The organism is Streptomyces sp. NPDC030814 (assembly GCF_055572155.1).
In genome coordinates this window covers 190,364-206,960 of sequence record NZ_JBVIDX010000006.1, presented here as the reverse complement: position 1 = coordinate 206,960, position 16,597 = coordinate 190,364, and the positions used below count along the sequence as shown (strand labels likewise).

The following is a 16,597-nucleotide window of genomic DNA, read 5'->3' as shown; positions in this document are numbered from 1 at the left end:
CGGAGGGATAGGTGACGTCTACCGCGAGATCCGCAGGCGCTGCGGCCCTGGGGCGGTGGACCTCATCCGCCGGTGTCAGGAGGGCGTCCATCCGTCGGGCACGTCGGTGCCGGACCCCACCGGTTCGTGAACGACATTGAGGCCGTAGCGCAGACGGTGCGTAAGCCGGAGGAGGTCACACCATGACCCGACGATCCGCCAGCTGATCGACACCGCCGACCCGCTTCTCGCGGACGTAGGCGGCCCCACTATGGCCGGCCCCGCCACGGTCGTATCCGCTTCGCCCACCGTGCTCACCGCCACTGCGGCGAGCCGGTACCGGGCGCGGCCTTCGCTGCGGGCCGCGCTCGAGGGTGCGGTCGCCGGCAGCCTCACTGCCCATAGGGCACCGCGGGCGAATTGTGAGGGCTCGAAGCGAACGCCGGCTGCTTTGGCTCCGCAGCTGCGTCGAGGCCGACAGCGCCCGCCGGGCGAAGGCCGTGTGGAGCCAGCTCTGCCTGGGATGTCCTCGCGCCTCAGCCCTCTTTTCAGCTCCAACGCTCACTGACTGACCCGCGGGCGATCCCACTGACCAGCGCGCGCATCGCCGCCTTCGAGAAGAACAACGGCCCACGGCTGATGTCCTTGGAATCGCGGACTGCGGCGCGGTCGACCAGTGCAGCAACTTCCACGCAGTCGTTCGCACCCCCGCTGTACGAGCTCTTCCGCCACCGCGCGTGCGCGAGATCGACGTCGTACGGAGTTGTCGTGACATCGTGCGGGGCGGCCATGCGGGGCGTGCTCACTCTTCGAGCTCCTTGCTGATGCGTGCGATGCGGGTGCGCGTCTCCGACGGGTCGAGGGCGGTGCTCCTCAACTGGTCGAAGATGTCCGTGTAGTTCTCCACGTCCTCTGGGGACTCGAGATACACGGAGTTCTTGGGGTTCTCCAGCCACACCAAGTCTGGCGTGGGGGGCGGGAAGGTCAGGATGACGAACGGGCCGTACAGCCCGGGATGCGCGCCGAGCGAGAACGGCAACAGCTGCACGGTGACGTTCGGCCGCTCGCTCGCCTCCACCAGCTTCCGCATTTGGTCGCGCATCACGTCAGCGGAGCCGACCGTCCTGCGCAGCACGGCTTCGTCGAGGATCGCCCAGAGCCTGGCAGGGGCCTCACCGCCCAGGCGGCTGTTCTGCCGCTCCATGCGGACCCTGACCAGGGACTCGACCTGCGGCGGGGACAGGTCCTTCCTCATCTGGGAGATCACGGCACGCGCGTAGTCCTCGGTCTGGAGCAGCCCTGGCACGAGCATCGGCTGGTAGCTGGCGAGGTGCGTCGCGCCGGCCTCCAGCGCGAGGTACCCGTCGTAGCGGGTCGGGGTGAGCACTGTGGAGTACTTCCGCCACCAGGGCTTCTGCTGCTCCTTGTCCGCCCGTACGAGGTCGAGCACGTCGGCGCGCCGGTCCTCGTCCTTGACGCCGTACAGGTCCAGCAGTGCCCGGACGAGGACCGGCGTCGTACCGCGTTCGCCGTTCTCGATCCGGCTCAGCGACCCCTGATTGACCTCCAGTTGATCGGCGACCTCGGTGAGGGTGAGCCCGGTCGCGTCACGCAGTTCCTTCAGCCGTGCCGCGAGCTGTCGCCGGTACACCGACTGCGGGACCAGGCTTCTCTTCAAGGCCATGCCGGAAGTCTCTCCGTACCGGCGACGCCTCTACAACCCATACGGGTCAACTTCACCAGACATATTGCCTAGTTGGTGGTTGCGTCGGCATGCTGTCAGGAGTCGCGGCGCGCGTTGGTACGGGCGTGCGCCGCAGTCGACCGATGGGCGAGCATGGCCACGACCTCGCTACCGGCAAGTGCCTCCGCGTCGGTCCTGCACGCCGTACCAGGAGGGTGGGCCATGCCACGGACAACGCTGCTTCGGCAGCTGCTCCAGCAACGGCACCTGACGACGCACGAGGCTTTCGCCGCCCAGTACGAGCGGGCCGCCGCCCGGTTGGCGGAGCTCGACCGAGACCCCCGCCTGGCGTCCCTCCAGGTCTCTCCACGTCAGTTCGACCGCTGGTACGGCGGGGAGTTGCTGACTCTGCCCCGTCCTGACGCCTGCCGGGTTCTGGAGCACATGCTGGGCAGACCCGTGTCCGAGCTGTTCTCCACGGCGTACTACGGCGACTCCGCGCACGACCGCGACGAGGAGTCGAACACGGGCCAGCAGGCGACGAGTGCGCCTCCGCCACGCGAGGACGACGAGCACCCGCTGGACATCGTCACCCGGACCCGGCAGCTCACGGCCAGCAACGCCGACGACGCGACGCTCGCGTTCCTCGACTCCTCGCTGGAGGGCATCGCCAGTCGGTATGAACAGGACGGGCCGTACGTCCTCCGCCCCCAGGCCCGCCAGGTACGGCAGCTCGCCCACACCCTCCTCGACGGCCGCCAGCCCCCACGCACGCGCCGGGAGCTCTTCCGCCTCGCCGCCCGCGCCTCCGGCCTGCTCGGCTACATGGCGGTGAACACGGGCGACTTCGCGCTCTCGGAGGCGTACTGCACCGAAGCCCGGGAACTCAGCCGTGAGATCGGCGACCTGGACACCGACCTCTGGGCGTGCGGCACCCTCTCCTTCAGCCTCTACTACGCCGGCCGGTACGACGAGGCGGACGCCTGCGCGGCCGCGGCCGTCGAGCGAGCCCCACGCCACGCCCAGTGCATCCGCCTGCTCGCCAACGGCCGGGCCCGGGCCCTCGGCAAGACCGGCGACCGGCGTGCCGTCGAGCAGACCATCGGACAGGCACTCCGCCTCTCCGACCTCCACGAGGTACCCGTCGGGCTGACCTCCTGCATCTCCTTCGAGCCGTACGGACGGGCGAGGACGCTGGCCAACGCCGTCACATCACACGTCGCGCTGCGCAACACGGCCCAGGTACTGCGCGACGCCGAACACATCGACGATCTGGTGGAGCACTCGACCTCCTCCTGGAGCCGTTCGCTCGTACGCCTCGACGTCGCCACCGCGCTGCTGCAGCAGCGCACGCCCGACATCGACCACGCGATGGCGCTGGGCCGTGAGGCCCTGCGGCTGTGCGGAGACACACCGATCAGCTCCGTCTACCAACGCTCCCGTGACCTGCATGAGCAGGCCGGGCCGTGGCGTGATCACCCGGCGGTACGCGATTATGGCGACGAGTTCCGGACCTGGAGCTCGCAGCCAGCGGCCCTGGCCATGGCGTCATCCGCGTCGTAGGCGCCGTCGGTGTCGTCGTACTCCGGGGCAGTGTGAAGCCGAAGGAGTACGTCGAGTGCCCCTGCTCAGCGCCGATCCCGCCGCGTTCCCCGCCGAGCCCCCCGCCGACACGCACGACCCGGCGGTCACCGCGGCCCACGACTGGGCGGCGTTCAGCGCACTCGACGAGATGACCGACCACTGGGCACGCCCCGGCTGGTCGGACGGCAGCCGGGCGTACTACTGGATGCTGACCTTTCCGGATGATCAGCGGCTCGCGACTCTCGCCGGGCACTGCCAGGAGGAGCTGGCACCCCTCGGTCTCGACCTGGTGCCGGCGGACGGACTGCACATCACCCTCGCCCGAGTGGGAACGCCGGGCGTCGTCACCCCGGGCCAGCTGGACAGCCTGGCGCGGGACGCCGAGGCGCTGCTGCCCTCCGCGTTCTCCGTACGCGCCATGCCGCTGGCCGGATCCCGAGGCGCCGTCCGCCTGTCCCTCGGCCCCTGGGAACCCCTGCTCCGGCTGCACCACGCGCTGGCCAAGGCAGGGAGCAGCGTCGGTCTGGCCCCGAAGAAGCCGACGTCCGCATTCCGGCCGCACCTGAGCCTCGCGTACAACAACCGCCGGCGCCCCGCCGCGCCCGTTGTGGAGACGGTCTCAGGGCTTCGCGCTCTACCGGCTGTCGAACTCTCCGTGTCCGTCGTCCAGTTGGTGGAGCTCCGCCGTGAGGGGCGGACGTACCGCTGGGATGTGCGGAGGAACGTCGCGCTCGGGTAGCCCGCTCGTATCCAGAGCGAGAATTACGACCACTTCCTTGCCGATCGCGGTCGGCCGGACGGACCACGCGGAGGCCAACTCCCCGACGAGCAGCAGTCCGAGACCACTGCCCTTCAACTCATCCACCGACTCCTCCGCAGAGCGTGCCCGTACCCTGGAGACATCCCGTCCCGCATCATGGACGCGCAGTACCGCCACGTCCTGGTAGACCTCCACACACATGCAGTCCGGTCCGCCGGCTGTGTGCCTGAGCGCGTTGCCCACGAGCTCCGAGGCGATCAGAACGGCGTCGTCGACCCGCTCCGGCGCGGTACGTCCCTTGAGGAACTCTCGTACGTGTCTGCGCGCGAGGCCCGAAGGCTCGGTGCAATCCGCCAGCTTCACCCAACAACGCCGTACTGGCGTCCGCCTGCAAAGGCGCTCTTCGTCCACCGCGTCCATCGCCGCTTCCGTTTCCGCTTGGCACTGGACCGATCAGCCTCGCCACGCCTGAGCCGCAGCGGTACGCCGCGGCTCCGCCTCCTCGCGCGCCGCCGGACGGCGGACAAACGGCGTGCTGACGGCGTACCGCCGCCGACTGCCCCCGACGAGGCTCTTCGTCGAGGCGCCGGAACCTCGGCGTCTCGGCTCACCTGGCTGGAGGTAACGCGGAATGAGCGGCAGTGCGAGGCAGACCGCACCACACGAGGTGCCCCCGGGCACGCTCCTGGTGTTGTACGCCTGTCTGCCCGCGTCACTCGGTGAGGCCGCCGACCACAGCGTGGCCAGCGCACGGCGGTACGTGGCCGATGCCGGCTGGGAGGCGGTCGAGACGTACGTCGACCGAGCGGCACCGTTCGAGAGCCGCGCCCTGTGCGAGGGCTGGCACAACGCTCTGGCCGCGGTCGAGCAGGGGAAGGCGGCCGGGATCGTCACCCCTCTGCTCGTGATGCTGGGGCATCTGGAGGAGGACAGGGCGAACCTCGCTGCCTGGCAGGCTCGGACCGGAGCGCTGATCACGACGCCGTGGGCGGTCGTCGATGCCGCTGGCTCCACGGGCGCACGGAGGTCGGCAGCGTGATGGCCCGGATGCGGCAACGGCCGCTCCTGCGGCTGCTCGACCAGGTCGGATGGGTGCTGCGGCATCCGGCGACGTACATCGGTCGGTTCGGCTTCGGCACCTTCCAGGTTCTGTTCCTGCCCGTCCTGGTGACCGGCACAACGTTGACCACGCTCTACGCGGGCCAGGCCCGGTAGACCCGGCCCGTGTCCTCGACCCCCCCTCTCCGGATGCTCCGAATCCATGTCCCCCACGGAATCCGGTCAACCGGAGAGGGGCCGCACCCAAGGTGCGAACGCAGAAACTCGGCCCTGCGGCAATCCATACGCAGGCCGGGCAGCACGACGAACCGTTCGGATCCTTCCGACAGAAGAGGAAGTGCGATGACCGCAACCATGCTCAGCCCGATCATGACGGCCACCACCGGGGCGTCCGCTGCGACGGCCGCCCCCGAGGCGCCCGCCGACCCGTTCGACGTCGACCTGACCATCGTCACGGAGATCGGCGCCGACCTGCTCCCCAAGGCATGCGGCACCGGTGACGGGTGCGCGGCCTCCTGCGCCTCGTCCTGCGCCAGCGCCGTCTGACGACGGCCCGTGCACGGGGTCGGGGGCACTGCCGCCCCCGACCCCGCTCGTTCACAGCACTAATGGCGGAGGCATGGGGATGGGAAGCGACGGAAAGCTCTACCAGCACACGGGCGCGGCGCTGCTCCGGGCCGCCGCGATGCCGCTGACGGGTCTGCCGACATGGTGGCCTGACCCGTCCGACACGGAGGCGTGCGGCAGGTGGCTGAGGCAGGTGTGGGCCGATGCGCGGTTCGCCGACGCCGTCCGGCAGGCGAGCGGCGATCTCGCCACGCGGGTCGACGCGATCTGCGACGGGCAGCCGACACGCTCCAAGCAGGTCCGGCGCGCCGCCATGGCCACCGTCCGCTACTTGTTGCGCGCCACTGGGCGACCGACCCCGTTCGGCCTCTTCGCGGGAGTCACCGCGGCCAGCGTGGGTTCGACGCCACACGTGAGGTGGGGAGATGCACATCAGGCCGTGGCGCGGGTGGATACCGAGTGGCTGGACGACGTCATCGTCCGCCTGGAGGCGTGCCCGATCCTGCTGGAGCGCCTGGATGTCGTCCTCAACAACCTGGCGGCGCGCCGCGGCGGACGCCTTCACGTCCCGCACGGCGGACCGATGGGCGCCACCGTCCGGCGCACCAGTGCGGTACGCGTGATCGAGGACCTGGCACGCCGGCCGGTCCACTTCGCCGCCCTCGCCGAGCAGTTGGCCGCCGCCTTCCCCCGAACCGAGCCGCAGAACATCCGCACACTGCTCGGCGCGCTGGTGCGCGAGAAATTCCTGATCACCAGTTTGCGCGCGCCGATGACCAACACCGATCCGCTGTCCCACCTGATTGACCGGCTGCACGGCGCGGACGCGGACACGGTGCCGCAGGTCGCGCAGGTTCTGCACGAGCTGGAAGCAGTGCAACGCGCCGTACACGAGCACAACCGGCGCCCGGCCGGCGCGCAAGGGCTGGCTCGGGAGGAACTCACGGGTCGACTACGTGGGCTCTCAGGCGCGGGCCGAAGCCCCCTGGCCGTCGACCTGAGGCTGGACGCCGAGGTACGGATCCCCGAGAGCGTCGCGCAGGAGATGGAGAGGGCTGCCGATGCCCTACTGCGGCTCACACGCCGACCGGCGGGCCAGGGCGTGTGGAAGGAGTACCAGGTCGCGTTCTGGGAGCGGTATGGCACCGGCACGCTCGTGCCGGTGAAGGAGGTCGTCGACCCGGCGTCCGGGCTTGGCTATCCAGCCGAGTATCCCGGCAGCCGCATGACCGCACCGCCCCCGACAGTCTCCGAGCGTGACGAGCGGCTGCTGGGCCTGGCCTGGCAGGCGCTGGCTGACGGCAGCAGGGAGATCGTCCTCACCGACGACCTGATCGACTGCCTCGCCGGCGATGCACCGACCGGGCAGGAGGCACCGCCCCACGTGGAGATGTGCGCGCGCCTGCACGCCGACAGCCTGTCCGCCCTGGAGGACGGGGACTTCACGCTCACGGTGACACCGGCCCGTGCCGCAGGCACGCTCACCTCCCGGTTCACTCCGGTCGCCGTCGGCACCGGACTCGACGAGGTCTACCGCCAAATTCCCACGGGCGTCGAGAACGCGCTGACCGCGCAGCTGTCCTTCCCGCCTCTGTACCCGCACACAGAGAACGTCGCCCGCATCCCCGCTTATCTTCCACACGTGATCCCGTTGGGCGAGCACCGAAGCCCGGATGACACCGCGCCGACGGTCATCGACGTCGACGACCTCGCGGTCACGGCCACGCACACCCGGCTGTACCTGGTCAGCATCTCCCGCCGTCGTTTGGTGGACCCGCAGGTCTTCCACGCCATGGCTCTGGACAAGCAACCCCCGCCCCTGGCCAGGTTCCTGGCGCACCTGACCCGCTCCTTCGGCCCTGCCTGGACCAGCTTCGACTGGGGGCCGCACGGCGCACGGCTGCCGTTCCTGCCGCGCGTCCGCTACGGGCGCGTGATCCTGTCTCCCCGTCGCTGGAACGTGACCGCCGACGACCTTCCAAGCCGCGGCGCGGACACGCGGGAGTGGACCGACGCGCTCGGCCGGTGGCGGAAGCGGTGGCACTGCCACGGTGCCGTCGAGCTGCGGGAGGACGACCGGACACGTCGGCTCCAACTCGACGTGCCCGCACACGCCACCGTCCTACGCGCCCACCTGGACCGGGAAGCCCATGCCGTGCTGACGGAGGCGCCGGCCGAGGAGACCTACGGCTGGACCGGCGGCCACGTCCACGAGATCGCCCTGCCGATGACCAGCACCCGCCGGCCGATACCCGACCCGCTCTCCGGCTTCCTCCCCGTGCTCACCAACAGCACCCTCGGGCCCGTACCGGGGGCGGTACAGGCACCCTGGCTGAACGCCAAGATCTACAGCCACCCCGAACAGCTCGATGAGCTGATCGGCACCCACCTCGCGAGGCTCGTGACCCAACTCCCAGGTACGCCCGAGTGGTGGTTCGTCCGCTACCGCACCCCGCACGACCTCGACCACCTCCGCTTGCGCATCCGCACCCGCAACCCCGGACAGTACGCCGCCTGCACTGAGCTCGTCGCCGGATGGGCCGCCGGGCTGCGCCGCGAGGGGATCAGCAGCAGGCTCGTGTTCGACACGTACACCCCCGAGATCGGCCGCTACGGCCCAGGCGCCGCCCTGCGCTGTGCCGAGACGGTGTTCACGGCCGACTCGGCCTACGCACTCGCCGCCCTGCAGGGCCCCCGAGCCGACGGCGTCGACGGACGCGCGCTGGCCGCCGTCGGCATGGTGGACACCGCCTGCGGCTTGCTCGGCCCCGACGAGGGCATGCGGTGGCTGGCGAACCGGCCCGCGCCTCCGGCTCGCGTCGAACGAGGCGTCAGCGACCAGGCCATCGAACTCGCTCGCCGCACTACGCCTCATGCCCGGGGCTGGGGCGAAGTGCTCGCCCAAGCGTGGCACCGTCGCGCCGTGGCCCTGGCGCTGTATCGCGAGGGCCTCGCCGAGAGCATGGACCTCGACTCCGTCCTGGAATCCTTGCTGCACATGCACCATAACCGCCTGCGTGGCCTGGACCGGGAGGACGAGAGGATCTGCCGCCGCCTTGCCCGTCAGTCCGCCGTCGCATGGGCCGCCTGGCCGGGGGAGAGCCGCTGATGAACTACGACGCGCCGCCCACACCCACCGGGCCCGGCTGGGGGCAGTCGCTGTACTCCGGCGCGGCGGGGGTCGCGCTGCTGCACGCCGTCAGGGCCCACACCGGCGTAGAGGACCGGGACGCGCTCCGGCCGTGGGCCGCCGCCATGCTCAAGGGCCCGATCCAGGCCGCCCCCGAGGCATGCGGTCTGTACGAGGGCGCTCCGGCCGTCGCGTACGTCCTCAGCTTCACGCACACGAACGCCGCCACGCGCGCCCTGGCGACCCTGGACACACACCTCGCCGACGTCACAGGCCAACGACTCAAGCGTGCACATGCCCGCATCGATCGCGGCGCGTTGCCCACCCTGGGCGAGTACGACCTCATCAGCGGACTGACCGGGCTGGGCGTATACCACCTGCACCGCGGCAACAAGACGGAGCTTCGGGACGTCCTCGCCTACCTGGTGCGGCTGACGGAACCGATCACCATCGAAGCGCAACGTCTGCCCGGCTGGTGGACGGGAGACAGCCCCGATCTGCGACCGACGCCGCGATGGCCCGGCGGACACGGCAACTTCGGCCTCGCCCACGGCATCACCGGACCGCTGGCGCTGCTGGCCACGGCCCTGCGACACGGCCACACGGTGCCCGGACAGACGCAAGCCATCACTCGAATCTGCGACTGGCTCGACCGGTGGCGCAACGGCACCGACTCGCACGCCTGGTGGCCGGACCTGATCACCCGAGCCGAACACCGACGCGGCGAACTCCAGCGCCCAGGACCGAGACGCCCGTCCTGGTGCTACGGCACCCCCGGCATCGCCCGCGCCCAACAACTCGCCGGCCTCGCCCTCGGCGACCGTGACCGGCAACGGCAAGCCGAGCAGGCCCTGGCCGGATGCCTGGCCGACGACCGGCAGCGCGCCCAGCTCACCGACGCCTCCCTCTGCCACGGCTGGGCGGGGCTCATACAGACCGTCTTCCGTGCCGCCGCCGACGCCCTCGACGACGAACTCGCATCGCATCTACGCCGCCTGAACGTCCGGCTCAACAAGCACCTGGACCACCACGGACTACCGGACGGCAACGGCCTGATGGACGGCACGGCAGGTATCCACCTGGCCCGTCTCACCGACCCCGTCAACACGGCGATCACCGCCCCCTGGGACCGCTGCCTGCTCCTGACAGGGTGACGCCGCGAACCGCATCCCGCACACCAGAACAAATGAGAACGATCTGTCCCTGCCGTACGCACAGCCGGGTACCTTCCGAAAGGACGCGATGAACACCACCACTGGCGCCTCCCCCGAGAACCTGCGCAACCGCCTGGTCGACGCCATCCTGAAAGAGGACCTCTCCGGCCTCCGCGACGCACGCGTCGAGACCGCCATGCGGACCGTACCCCGCCACGCCTTCCTCCCCGACACACCCATCGAGGAGGCGTACGCCAACAAGAGCGTGACGATCAAGGAGAACCCCGACGAGGACGCACTCCCGCTGAGCTGCGTCTCCCAGCCCGACGTCGTGCACTTCATGCTGGTCCAGCTCGCCGTCCGCGAAGGCGACAACGTCTTCGAGATCGGGGCCGGCACCGGCTACAACGCCGCCCTGCTCAAGCACCTCACCGGGAAGTCCGGACAGGTCACCACATGCGACATCGCCCCCGACGTGACCGCCTACGCCCGCCAGATGCTGGACGCAAACGGATACGAAGACGTTCGCGTCGTCACGAGGGACGGCGCCCTCGGCGCCCCGGAATTCAGCCCGTACAACCGAATGATCGCCACGGTTGGCATGTGGGACCTCCCCGGTGCCTGGTGGGACCAGCTGGCCGTCGGCGGACGCCTCGTGGTCCCGCTGCGATGGCGCGGGCTCTCCAGGGCCGTGGCCTTCCAACGCGAGGAGGGGCGGATGCGGTCCGACTCCGTCAAGATGTGCGGCTTCCTCCCGGTGATCGGCCAGGACGGGGAGCGGAACGACTACATCGACGACGACCGGCTCGTCAGGCTCTACTGGGACGAGGACCAGTCCATCGTCCCGGAACTTCTTCGCGACGCGCTCACCCGACAGAAGTCGGTCGTCTGGACCGGTGTGACGGTCGGGCCCGTCGAGTCGTTCGACGGCGTCTGGCTGCGGCTGAGCGCCACCGAGCGAGCGACCTGCCGCATCACTGCGAAGCCCGCAGCGGTGGAGGCCGGCCTCCCCCGCCCCGCCTCACCCGCCCTGAGCCCCGCCCTCGTCGAGGGGGACTCCATCGCGTACCTCACTCTGGAGCGGACCGCCGAAGACCCCGAGGCAGAACCCCGATTCCGGCTGGGAGCCGTCGGCTACGGTCCCGCCGGCGCCGATCTCGCCGAGCGGATCTGCGCGCAGATCCGCGCCTGGAGCCCGGCCCGGACCGCCGAACCCGTCGTCACGGCCTACCCCGCGGACACACCGGACAGCGACCTCGCCGACGGAGCCGTGATCGACCGGCCCTCCGTGCGGCTCGTCATCACCTACTGATCCTGACGCCGGTGGGCGTGGCCGTTGGCAGGTGCGGCCGTGCCCACCGAAACGAGAACAGCGCGGCGTCGGAGCACGGTGGTCAGCCCTGGGCGAGGTTCGCCTCACAGTCGGTGCACCGTCGCACGGCCCGTCGCCTCGGATTGCCCGCGGTGGCGGTCGCCGGAGAAGCACTGCTCAACCGCTCCCAGAGCCCAGGTGGAGGATGCGGGATCCACCCCCACCGCGGGGGCCGTACGTCGTCCTCGGTCATGTGGTCGCACCATCCGGGCCTGTGCGCGATCTGCTTCGGGGAGATCAGGATCGTGTCATCCGGGTGAGTACGCCACTCCCTCTTCACGAACGTGCCTACGGAACGCGTGGGCGCCGACGCCGACGAGCCCGGCGGACACTCACATCCGAGCCCGATGACGATCTTGCCGCCGCACTCGTCGCAGCGATCTACTTCCACTGGCCTCGTACCACCCTCACGCCTTGCTGGAGTCGACCCGGTAGACGATCTTCCCGTCGGACTCGGTGAACCCGCGCGACTCGTAGAAGGCCCGTGCGCCTGGGTTGTCGCGGTCGGCCATCCATTCCACCCGGCTGCAGCCGGGGCGCGCGGCGGCCAAGGCGCGGAGTTCGTCCATGAGGCGAGCACCGATGCCCTGCCGACGCAGGGTGTCGCGGACGTAGAGCTCTTTCAGGAACAGGGAGTGCGAGGAACCGGCGGCCGGCCAGAGGAAGGAATACGCGGCGAGGCCCACAATGCCCCCGGTCTCGTCCTCGACGAGCAGGGCGGAAGCCAGCGGTGGCACGCCGAAGAGGGCTTCTTCCACCTGGAGGCGGCGCTCCTCGATCGGCTGGATATCTGTGTCAGTCGCCCCGTAGAACCGCTCGATCTCCTCGATCAGCTCGGCCACGGCCGGGACGTCCCGCTTCTCCGCGGGACGGATCGTCACGGTCATCGGCGCCTCCTGTCCTTCCTCGATTGCTTCGGTCGCTGCTGCACTCGTTCGTTCCAACGCGTGATCCCCTCCTGGCGGTACGGCACACGCGTCTACGGCAACGAGGCGGCCTGCGCGTAGGGGTTCCAGCCGTGCTGCCGGAGGGAGTTCTGGACGTGTCGGATGATGTGCTCCAGGTCCGCGCAGTAGACAGATGGGTTCCGATAGCCCTGGGCTTCGCTGAAGCGGTGCGGGAGGTAGCCACCGCCGCACACGTCCACGAGTGGGCAGGCGCGGCACTGCTCGGCGAGCGCCTCTTTGCCGTGCTGTCGGTGCAGCAGCTTCGGGTGGGACAGCGCTTCGTCGAAGGAGTGGCGGAGGACGTCGAGCCCGAGCCAGGAGGCGCCCTCCTCGACCGACCGCAGGGTGTCCACGGCCTCGATGGAGCCGTCGGACTCGATCACGACGCTCGTCGGCGGGGCCAGGCCGAGTGTCTCCACCGAGCCGCGCACGCCAGAGCTGAGGGCCACGATGTCCTCCAGCATCCGGACGCTGTGCCGATACTCGGGCCGGGCGAGCCAGGCGTCGTACACCTTGCTCATCCACAGCCCGTACTCGGGCACGCTCGGGTCGGAGCGGTGCGGCGGGTCGTCGTGGGTCGCGTGCGGGAGGCCGAAGTCGATCACGGGCGGTTCGAACGCCGCCAGGTAGTCGTGGACCTCCATGGGGTCGTTGGCCAGGTCCACGACGGCGAGAAGTCCCGCGAACAGGTGTGGCCGCGACCGCAGGAGTTCGATGCCGCGCACGGCGGAGGCGGCGCTCGACCGCCCGGCGTGCGTCAGCCGGTGCCGGTCATTCGCAGGTGGCGGCCCGTCGAGGCTGATGCCGACCGCGACCTCGTACTGTTCGAAGAGGTCCAGCCAGGCACCGGAAAGGAGAGTCCCGTTGGTCTGGAGTTCGAAGAGGACCCGGGTCCCGGCCGGCGCAGCGTCCCGGACGGCCTCCAGCAGACCGGCCATGTGCCCGACGCCGACGAGAAGCGGCTCTCCACCGTGCAGGACGACGTGGATGGTCCGAAGGCGGTGTGCGGAGGCGTGTTCACCGATCTGCCGGGCCGCAGCCTGGGCCACAGCGAGGTCCATTCGGGCTGGCAGGCGCCGCGCCGCCTGGTCCTTGGAGTTGAAGACGAAGCAGTAGTCGCAGTCGATGTTGCAGCGGTTGGCGACCTTGAGGATGAACGTCCGGAAAGGAACGGGGCCTTCGGGTTCTGTCATCGAGCGGACGTGCTCACAGCGGCCAGGGCCAGATGAGCGAGGCCGCGTGGGCACCGTCGCCGACCCGGGCCGTCGCGCCCTCCTCGGCCTCCAGCCGCTGCCGGACACGGGCGGCCACGCGGTCCAGGACGGCGGTGCCGACCACCGTCGGCTCCGCAGACTCCGGGCCAGCGGGCGTGATGATGCGTGGCTCGGTGACGGACGCGGGTGACGGCATTCAACGCTCCTCGTGAGGTACGTGCCGGAGACGGCACGGTGCGACGGGGCTGAAGCGACAGATCAGCCGGAAACGTAGCATCCTCAACCACCCAGCCAGCACATGAAATTCGGCCACATGGTCGGCGTCAGCCGGACCGCGACACCAGCAACCGTTCGATGTCGCCCACGGCCGCGCTCACTCCCAACCGTCGGTACACGGTCACGGCGGCTCGCAGCGAGTCCACGCCGTGACCAGGCCCGTCAACCGTCCAGTCGCAGCGGCCGATGCCCTCCAGTGCCCGCGCCTCCTCCAGCGGGCAGCGGATGTCCCGCGCGAGCGTGAGCGCCTGACCAAAGTGCCGACGGGCGCCTGTCGGTTCATCCGACGTGAGCAGCAGCATCCCCCAGTGGTTCAGTGCCTCCGCCTCGCCGCACCGGTCGCCCAGGCCCCTCAGGATCTCCACACCGCGCTGGAACGCCTCGATCGCGCCGTCGCGCTCACCAACGATGCCGCGCGCCACGCCCAGCTCGCTCAGCGAGGCGGCCTCACCCCCACGGCTGCCGAGCTCGCGATAGGCGCCCAGGGCATCCTCCAGAAGCCGGATCGCCTCTGCCGCATCCCCGGTCACACGCTCCACGACGCCAAGGTGGCGGACGCTGTTCGCGCGGCCGAACCGCTCGCCGAGCTCGGTGAAGTGCGTCAGGGCCTGGCTGTGTGCCGTCCGCGCTCCCTCGATGTCTCCGGTCAGCCGTCGGACGACGCCCAACTCGTTCAGCGCGTAAGCCTGGTGCACACGGTCGTCCAGCTCCAGGTAGATGTCGAACGCTTCCTGGTGATGCTGCGCGGCCAGGCCGTACGCGCCCATGAGGCAGTGCACGACACCCAGGTCCCGCAGGGAGTTCGCCTCCCCGTATCGGTCACCGGGTTCTCGGTAGATCGCCAGGGCCTCGCTCTGCGCCTCCACCGCCGCGCCGAACCGGCTCATCTGCCGGTGTGTCATGCCGAGATCGGCAAGCGCGTTCGCCTGCCCGAGCCGGTACCCCAGCTCTCGATAGAGGGCGAGTGCCTCGGTCTGGGCGCGAGCCGCGTCCTCGTTCTCCGCGGTCAGGTACCAGACGATGCCGAGCTGGTTGAGTGCGTCCGCCTTGCCGCGCCGGTCGTCGACCGCTTCGTACGCCGTCACGGCGTCGTTGAGGGCATCGATCGCCTGTGGGTAGGCGGCCATGAAGCGGCGTACGACACCGAGTTCGGCGAGGGCATCGCCCTGCGCCCGCTGGTCGCCGGTGTGGCGGGCGGCCTCGGCGGCGGTCCGATGGAGCGCGATGGCCTGGTCCCAGGGGCCGGCCTGGCGCAGGAACGGCGCCATGGCCGCGGCGAGTCGGACCACGAGGTCGTACAGGGCGAGGCCGTTCGCCCGACGGACGCAGGCCAGGATGTTGGCCCGCTCGGTCTCCAGCCAGCTCAGGGCATCCGCCCGCGACTCCAGGATCGGCGTCTCCACCCGCGAGGCGTCGTCCGGCGCCGGTGGCACCGCGGCTCCGCTGCGCACGGTGTGCCCGTTCGCGACGGCGAGAGCGGCCAGGTAGTAGGTGCACACGCGCTGGACGGCCTGTACATGGTCCATGCTGTCTCCCTCGGCGGCGAGACCGCGAGCGTAGTCGCGCAAGAGATCGTGCAGCCGGTAGCGACTCCCCGGTTGCTCGTCGATCAGGTGGTCGTCGTAGAGCGCCTCAAGGTGCCGACGGGCCACCACGACCGAGTCCTCGCCCAGAGCCGCACCGACGTGCGGGTCGAGATCGGTGCCGGGGAAGAACCCGAGCCGCCGGAAGAAGCGCTGCCGCTCCGGCGCGAGATCTCGATAGGACAGATCGAACGTCGCGGTGACGGCGCGTTCCCCGGCGCGCAGCTCTCCCAGGCGGTCCCGCGCCGCCACCAGCCGCCCGCGCAGGTCCTCGGCGGTCCAGGACGGATGGTGCCGCAGCCGTGCCGCGAGAAGCGACACCCCCAGCGGCAGGCACCCGCACAGCCGCACCAACTCGTCCACCACATCCCGGCCGAAAGCATCGGCCGGCCGCCCACTGAGCCGTACGAGGAGTTCGACCGCGTGATCCGGCGGCAGTGCGTCCACCGACATGACCACCTCCTCGTTCGCCACCAGCCGCTTGCGACTGGTCACCAACACCAGACACCCGCTCCCACCGGGGAGCAGTGGCTCCAACTGTCGGTAGCTGGCCGCGTTGTCGAGAATCAGCAGCGCCTTCTTGTCCGCGAGCCTGCTCCGCCACATGGCGGCCCGGGCCTCCGTGACCGCTCCGACGTCGTCACCGACGGGAATCTGCTGCGTCGGCACGCCGGCGGCCGCGAGAAGCGAGGCGAGCGCCTCGCCGGCCTGCACCGGAGTACGCCCCGGCGTGTGCCCGTTGAGATTCACGAAGAGCTGTCCGTCGGGGAACCGCTCCGAGAGCAGGTGGCCGGCGTGCACGGCGAAGGTGGTCTTCCCGACGCCGGGCATGCCGTCGATCACGTGAACGGGCAGCCCCTCGCCACGCTCCTGTGAGGCCCGCACCGAGCCCACCAGCCGCTCCAGCTCCGCGGCACGGTCGGTGAACGCGGCGGTGTCGCGCGGCAACGAACGCAGCACCTGGGCGGCCCCTGGCCCTGCTCCATCCTCCGGTCGGCCCGGAGGGGTGGGAGGCCGCGTCTCGGAGAGCCCGGCGAGCAGGGCGGTCAGCCCCGCCAACGTCACACCCAGCACAACGAACGAGAACCAGGCGTGCTCCTGTAACCACCCCAGCCAGCCCGGCCACCGCGACTCATCGGACACGGCGTTCGTGACGAGCCCGACCAGCATGGTGGTCACAGCGCCGCCTCCGGCGACGACGGCGATCGCGATCCCGCGCCGGAGTCTCATACGGAGGCCCCAGCAGCAGTCAGGGGAGCGGCCGATTCACCCCTGGTGCCGCTGATGA

At 70.4% G+C, this 16,597-nt stretch carries 15 protein-coding genes; 8 read left to right on the top strand and 7 right to left on the bottom strand.

All coding sequences use genetic code 11. The features are described 5' to 3' along the window. Window positions 1-527: 527 nt before the first annotated feature. A complete protein-coding gene (locus ACZ43N_RS15725; RefSeq protein ID WP_338677609.1) occupies window positions 528-785 on the bottom strand; it encodes a DUF397 domain-containing protein in 258 nt (85 codons plus the stop codon). Continuing rightward, window positions 782-1,663 carry a helix-turn-helix domain-containing protein gene (locus tag ACZ43N_RS15720; protein WP_468097920.1) on the bottom strand — a complete coding sequence of 294 codons (882 nt, stop codon included), beginning with the start codon at window positions 1,661-1,663 and terminating at the stop codon, window positions 782-784. Before ACZ43N_RS15720 ends, ACZ43N_RS15725 begins: the two co-directional genes overlap by 4 nt. A 222-nt stretch (window positions 1,664-1,885) precedes the next feature. Between ACZ43N_RS15720 and ACZ43N_RS15715 the strand changes: the two genes are divergently transcribed. Together ACZ43N_RS15715 and ACZ43N_RS15710 are read left to right on the top strand one after the other, a co-directional pair. Further along, entirely contained in the window at window positions 1,886-3,226 is a 1,341-nt protein-coding gene (locus ACZ43N_RS15715) for a hypothetical protein (protein WP_468097919.1), read from the top strand. A 55-nt stretch (window positions 3,227-3,281) separates the two neighbouring features. Then, entirely contained in the window at window positions 3,282-3,986 is a 705-nt protein-coding gene (locus tag ACZ43N_RS15710; RefSeq protein ID WP_468097917.1) for a 2'-5' RNA ligase family protein, read from the top strand. Here ACZ43N_RS15710 and ACZ43N_RS15705 read toward each other — a convergent pair. Further along, a complete protein-coding gene (locus tag ACZ43N_RS15705; protein ID WP_468097916.1) occupies window positions 3,882-4,427 on the bottom strand; it encodes an ATP-binding protein in 546 nt (181 codons plus the stop codon). The two genes, ACZ43N_RS15710 and ACZ43N_RS15705, sit on opposite strands and share 105 nt — an antisense overlap. A gap of 211 nt (window positions 4,428-4,638) precedes the next feature. Here ACZ43N_RS15705 and ACZ43N_RS15700 point away from each other — a divergent pair, with 211 nt between their 5' ends. From ACZ43N_RS15700 to fxlM, 6 genes are all read left to right on the top strand, one after another. Further along, complete coding sequence (locus ACZ43N_RS15700) at window positions 4,639-5,046, top strand: hypothetical protein (protein WP_468097914.1); 408 nt, start codon at window positions 4,639-4,641, stop codon at window positions 5,044-5,046. Further along, a complete protein-coding gene (locus tag ACZ43N_RS15695) occupies window positions 5,043-5,222 on the top strand; it encodes a hypothetical protein (protein WP_468098184.1) in 180 nt (59 codons plus the stop codon). Before ACZ43N_RS15700 ends, ACZ43N_RS15695 begins: the two co-directional genes overlap by 4 nt. A gap of 186 nt (window positions 5,223-5,408) precedes the next feature. Next, the gene (fxlA, locus tag ACZ43N_RS15690; RefSeq protein ID WP_062194165.1) at window positions 5,409-5,612 is read left to right on the top strand and encodes an FxLD family lanthipeptide; all 204 of its coding nucleotides are present in this window, start codon (window positions 5,409-5,411) and stop codon (window positions 5,610-5,612) included. A 79-nt stretch (window positions 5,613-5,691) separates the two neighbouring features. After that, the gene (locus ACZ43N_RS15685; RefSeq protein ID WP_468097912.1) at window positions 5,692-8,742 is read left to right on the top strand and encodes a lantibiotic dehydratase; all 3,051 of its coding nucleotides are present in this window, start codon (window positions 5,692-5,694) and stop codon (window positions 8,740-8,742) included. Further along, on the top strand, window positions 8,742-9,917 hold the full coding sequence (locus tag ACZ43N_RS15680) for a lanthionine synthetase C family protein (RefSeq protein WP_468097910.1): 1,176 nt from the start codon (window positions 8,742-8,744) through the stop codon (window positions 9,915-9,917). The genes ACZ43N_RS15685 and ACZ43N_RS15680 overlap by 1 nt, the downstream gene beginning before the upstream one ends. 88 nt (window positions 9,918-10,005) lie before the next feature. Next, a complete protein-coding gene (gene fxlM, locus ACZ43N_RS15675; RefSeq protein ID WP_468097909.1) occupies window positions 10,006-11,229 on the top strand; it encodes a methyltransferase, FxLD system in 1,224 nt (407 codons plus the stop codon). A 467-nt stretch (window positions 11,230-11,696) separates the two neighbouring features. Here the strand turns inward: fxlM and haaN are convergent, their stop codons facing one another. From haaN to haaT, 4 genes are all read right to left on the bottom strand, one after another. Beyond that, window positions 11,697-12,176, bottom strand: a complete 480-nt coding sequence (gene haaN / locus ACZ43N_RS15670; protein ID WP_192229360.1) for a cyclophane-containing RiPP N-acetyltransferase HaaN — start codon at window positions 12,174-12,176, stop codon at window positions 11,697-11,699. Between the two features lie 92 nt (window positions 12,177-12,268). Further along, the gene (locus ACZ43N_RS15665) at window positions 12,269-13,429 is read right to left on the bottom strand and encodes an FxsB family cyclophane-forming radical SAM/SPASM peptide maturase (protein ID WP_468097907.1); all 1,161 of its coding nucleotides are present in this window, start codon (window positions 13,427-13,429) and stop codon (window positions 12,269-12,271) included. 13 nt (window positions 13,430-13,442) lie between these two features. Further along, window positions 13,443-13,646, bottom strand: a complete 204-nt coding sequence (gene haaA, locus ACZ43N_RS15660; protein ID WP_468097905.1) for a HaaA family cyclophane-containing RiPP peptide — start codon at window positions 13,644-13,646, stop codon at window positions 13,443-13,445. 127 nt (window positions 13,647-13,773) lie between these two features. After that, window positions 13,774-16,539 carry a cyclophane-containing RiPP biosynthesis TPR protein HaaT gene (haaT, locus tag ACZ43N_RS15655; RefSeq protein WP_468097903.1) on the bottom strand — a complete coding sequence of 922 codons (2,766 nt, stop codon included), beginning with the start codon at window positions 16,537-16,539 and terminating at the stop codon, window positions 13,774-13,776. Between the last annotated feature and the right edge of the window lie 58 nt (window positions 16,540-16,597).

What these genes read in the sequence shown, in the direction of transcription:
- ACZ43N_RS15685 (WP_468097912.1), top strand. Translation starts at nt 5,692, where the DNA reads ATGGGAAGCGACGGAAAGCTCTACCAGCACACGGGCGCGGCGCTGCTC.
- haaT (WP_468097903.1), bottom strand. Translation starts at nt 16,539, where the DNA reads ATGAGACTCCGGCGCGGGATCGCGATCGCCGTCGTCGCCGGAGGCGGC.
- ACZ43N_RS15700 (WP_468097914.1), top strand. Translation starts at nt 4,639, where the DNA reads ATGAGCGGCAGTGCGAGGCAGACCGCACCACACGAGGTGCCCCCGGGC.
- ACZ43N_RS15665 (WP_468097907.1), bottom strand. Translation starts at nt 13,429, where the DNA reads ATGACAGAACCCGAAGGCCCCGTTCCTTTCCGGACGTTCATCCTCAAG.
- haaN (WP_192229360.1), bottom strand. Translation starts at nt 12,176, where the DNA reads ATGACCGTGACGATCCGTCCCGCGGAGAAGCGGGACGTCCCGGCCGTG.
- haaA (WP_468097905.1), bottom strand. Translation starts at nt 13,646, where the DNA reads ATGCCGTCACCCGCGTCCGTCACCGAGCCACGCATCATCACGCCCGCT.
- ACZ43N_RS15715 (WP_468097919.1), top strand. Translation starts at nt 1,886, where the DNA reads ATGCCACGGACAACGCTGCTTCGGCAGCTGCTCCAGCAACGGCACCTG.
- ACZ43N_RS15720 (WP_468097920.1), bottom strand. Translation starts at nt 1,663, where the DNA reads ATGGCCTTGAAGAGAAGCCTGGTCCCGCAGTCGGTGTACCGGCGACAG.
- fxlA (WP_062194165.1), top strand. Translation starts at nt 5,409, where the DNA reads ATGACCGCAACCATGCTCAGCCCGATCATGACGGCCACCACCGGGGCG.
- ACZ43N_RS15680 (WP_468097910.1), top strand. Translation starts at nt 8,742, where the DNA reads ATGAACTACGACGCGCCGCCCACACCCACCGGGCCCGGCTGGGGGCAG.
- fxlM (WP_468097909.1), top strand. Translation starts at nt 10,006, where the DNA reads ATGAACACCACCACTGGCGCCTCCCCCGAGAACCTGCGCAACCGCCTG.
- ACZ43N_RS15705 (WP_468097916.1), bottom strand. Translation starts at nt 4,427, where the DNA reads ATGGACGCGGTGGACGAAGAGCGCCTTTGCAGGCGGACGCCAGTACGG.